Here is a 3,728-nt window from a genome sequence, read left to right on the forward strand (position 1 = left end):
GCCCCCCGCTGCGCCCCACCGGCCCACCACCGCCGGGCGACGGCCGGGGGCCGCGCGTCCACCGACCGCGCACCGACGGCGGCGTCCGCCGGCGCCTGGTGCCACCCTTCCCGGAGCCCGGCACCCGGCTGTGGGGGTACTTCGGCTTCGCCCCCGGCACCGCCGCCCGCCTCGCCGGGGCGATGGGCTGGGTGGGCCCGCTGCTGGTCGCCGCCTTCGCCGGGGTGCTGCGTTTCGCGCGCCTGGACCGCCCCGCGGTCGTCATGTTCGACGAGACCTACTACGCCAAGGACGCCTGGGCGCTGCTGCGGCGCGGCTGGGAGGCGAACTGGCCCGAGGACGCCAACGAGCGGATCCTCGACGGCGTCGTCCCGCTCGGCGACTCCGCCGCCTACGTGGTGCACCCCCCGGCGGGCAAGTGGCTGATCGCGCTCGGCGAGTGGGCCTTCGGCATGACGCCCTTCGGCTGGCGCTTCGTGCCCGCCCTGCTGGGCGCTCTCTCGGTGCTGATGCTGTGCCGGATCGGCCGCCGACTGTTCCGTTCCACCGCGCTGGGCTGCCTCGCCGGGTTGTTCATGGCCGTGGACGGCCTGCACTTCGTGATGAGCCGGGCCGCCCTGCTCGACCTGATCCTGATGTTCTGGATCCTGGCCGCCTTCGGCTGCCTGCTGGTGGACCGCGACCGTTCCCGGGCCCGGATGGCGGCGGCGCTGGAGGACGCGGCCCGCACCCCCGACCGGCCGCCGCGCGGCAACCGCTCCGAGGACGGGATGCTGCGCCCCGACGCCGGGACCGGCCGGCGCGCCCGCCTCGGATGGCGCCCGTGGCGGATCGCCGCCGGGGTCTGCCTCGGCCTGGCCTGCGCCACCAAGTGGAGCGGCCTGTGGGTGCTGGTCGCCTTCGGCATCATGATCGTGCTGTGGGACGCGGCGACCCGGCGCACCGCCGGCGCCCCCCGCCCGTACCGGGCGATGCTGCGCCGCGACGCCGTCCCCGCGTTCCTGTCCACGGTGCCGGTGGCGGTGGCCGTCTACCTCGCCTCGTGGGCCGGCTGGTTCCTGCGCCCCGGCGGCTACCACCGGGACTGGGCGGCGGAGAACGCCCCCACCGGGCACCCGGTCGGGGACGCGCTGCGCAGCCTGTGGCACTACCACTCGGAGGTCTACGGCTTCCACGTCGGCCTGGACTCCGAGCACAGCTACCAGTCCAATCCGTGGAGCTGGCTCGTGGCCGGGCGGCCGGTGTCGTTCTTCTACCTGTCGGAGGAGGAGGGCGAGGGGGCGTGCCGGGAGGCCGGCGGCTGCGCCCGCGAGGTACTGGCCCTGGGCACCCCGTTGCTGTGGTGGGCTGCCTGCGCCGCCCTGGTCTACTGCCTGTGGCGGTGGGCGGCCCGCCGGGACTGGCGTGCCGGCGCGATCCTGTGCGGGACGGCGGCCGGTCTGCTGCCGTGGTTCCTCTACCAGGACCGGACGATCTACTACTTCTACGCGGTGGTGCTGGTGCCGTTCCTGTGCCTGGCGCTGACGATGGCGCTGGGAGCGGTCCTGGGGCCGCCGGGGTGCCCGGAACGACGGCGGACGGTGGGCATCGCGGCGTGCGGGGTCGTCGTCCTCGCCGTGGTCTGGAACTTCGTGTTCTTCTACCCCGTGTACGCGGACGTGCCGCTGCCGATGGACGGTTGGCGTGCCCGGATGTGGCTGCCGACCTGGATCTGATCGGGGCCGGTCCCGTTGGGTCCCGGGCGGCCCGCGGGGAGTCCGCCCGCACCTCCGTCGGGCCGGCCGATCGGGTGGGTTCCGAGCCACCGGGACGGACACCGCGCGGGGCCCCCGGGGCACGCCGGGTAGGCTGCGGCGTCTGAACGTGCGAGGTGCGGATGAGAACGCTGTGGGGCCTGCGGGGCCCGGGAACCGGTACCGGCACGACGGGGACGGGACACGACACGACACGGTGGGGGACACCGGTGACGGGAACGACGCGCGGGGCGCGGCACACGACGACCGGGGCCCGACCGGGCGGTTCACCACGGGGAACGACCGGGGGTGAGCCCGGATCCGGGCCGACGGCGCGACCGGCGGTCGGCGCGTTCCGGCGCGGCGGGCCCGGCCGGCGCGTCACCCGGGGCATCGTCACGGTGGCCGCGCTGGCCGTGGTCGCGGGGTGCAACTCCGGCGGCTCCGACGACACCACCGCCAGGAACGCCACGCCGGCCGAGACCGCCGCCGAGTTCCTCAACGCCTGGGAGAACGGCAACGTCGAGAAGGCCGCGGGCCTGACCGACGACCCCGCCGCGGCACGGACCGCGCTCGAGGCCTTCGCCGCCGACACCGGCCTGGCGGACCTCACCCTCACGCCGGGGACGAGTTCCGGCGACGACATCTCCTTCCTGGTGACCGTCCGCCTGCCCGTCGGCGGTGACGACGGCGAGGGTGCGGACGGCGGTGGCGGCGACGCCTCCGACAAGGTCGACTGGCAGTACCGCTCGGAGCTGTCGGTGCGTCGGGACGACGACCTCGGCACGGTGGTGGCCTGGGAGCCGACCGTCGTGCACCCCGACCTGACCGACGGCAACCGTCTGGAGACGGGGCCGCTCTCCGAGGACGCGGCGGTGCGGGTGCTGGACCGCGACGGCGACGAGCTGACCGCCGAGGACCATCCCTCGCTGGCGGCGGTCCTCACCGAACTGGGCGCCCGCTACGGCGCGGACGCCGACCCCGGCAGCGAGCTGCGGCTCGTGGACGCCTCCGGGGCCCGGCTGGAACAGCTCCTGGAGCTGGAGTCGCCGAACCCCGTCGAGGTGCCGACCACCATCGACGCCGACCTCCAGGCGACGGCCGAGGATGTCCTCGCCGACACCGACCGCGCCGGCCTGGCCGCGATCCGACCGAGCACCGGCGAGATCCTGGCCCTGGTCACCACACCCGCCCCCGACCCGGAGGAGGACCCCGGGGAGTCCACCGACCTGGCCGTGAAGGGACGCATGGCGCCGGGCTCGACCTGGAAGATCGTCAGCTCGGCGCTGATGATCGACCGCGGGCTGGCCTCGCCGTCCGCCGTCCACCCGTGCCCGAAGAACTTCGACCACGGCGGCTGGCCGTTCGAGAACCTCAACGAGTTCGAGCTGGAGGGCGGCACCTTCGCGCAGAGCTTCGCCGCCTCCTGCAACACCGCCTTCGTCTCGGCGGCGCCCGAGCTGTCCGACGAGGAGTTGGGCACCTACGCCCGGAATACCTTCGGCATCGGCCTGGAGTGGGACGCCGGGATCGCGGTGGAGTCCGGCACGGTCCCGGTGGAGTCCAACGCGCAGATGGCCGCCCAGCTGATCGGCCAGGCCGGCGTGCGGGCCAACCCGCTGGTGATGGCCTCGGTGTCGGCCACCGTGCGGGACGGCTCGTTCCGGCAGCCGTACCTGGTGCCGCCGGACCACGACGGCCGGGAACTCGCCACCGCCGCCGGGCCGTCGGAGGGTACCGCCGCGCAGCTGCGCGGGCTGATGGTGGCGGCCGTGCAGTACGGCACCGCCTCGGCGGCGATGTCCGGGGTGCCCGGCGAGACCGGGGCGAAGACCGGCTCGGCCGAGGTCATCGGCCAGGAGGACCCCAACGCCTGGTTCACCGCCTACCGGGACGACCTGGCGGTGGCGGCCGTGGTGCCCGAGAGCGGACACGGCGGCAAGATCGCCGGCCCCCTGGTGGCCCGCGTCCTCAACGCCGCCCCCTGACCGCCTC

Annotated in this window: 2 protein-coding genes; both read left to right on the top strand. The window is 75.1% G+C overall.

Going from position 1 to position 3,728, the window contains the following annotated elements; all coding sequences use genetic code 11:
* Positions 1 to 8: 8 nt before the first annotated feature.
* A complete protein-coding gene (locus tag FNQ90_RS15700) occupies positions 9 to 1,715 on the top strand; it encodes a dolichyl-phosphate-mannose--protein mannosyltransferase (protein WP_228471254.1) in 1,707 nt (568 codons plus the stop codon).
* A 419-nt stretch (positions 1,716 to 2,134) separates the two neighbouring features.
* On the top strand, positions 2,135 to 3,721 hold the full coding sequence (locus tag FNQ90_RS15705) for a penicillin-binding transpeptidase domain-containing protein (protein WP_323379990.1): 1,587 nt from the start codon (positions 2,135 to 2,137) through the stop codon (positions 3,719 to 3,721).
* Positions 3,722 to 3,728 lie beyond the last annotated feature (7 nt).

Source organism: Streptomyces alkaliphilus, assembly GCF_014141535.1.
Classification (GTDB): Bacteria; Actinomycetota; Actinomycetes; order Streptomycetales; family Streptomycetaceae; genus Streptomyces; species Streptomyces alkaliphilus.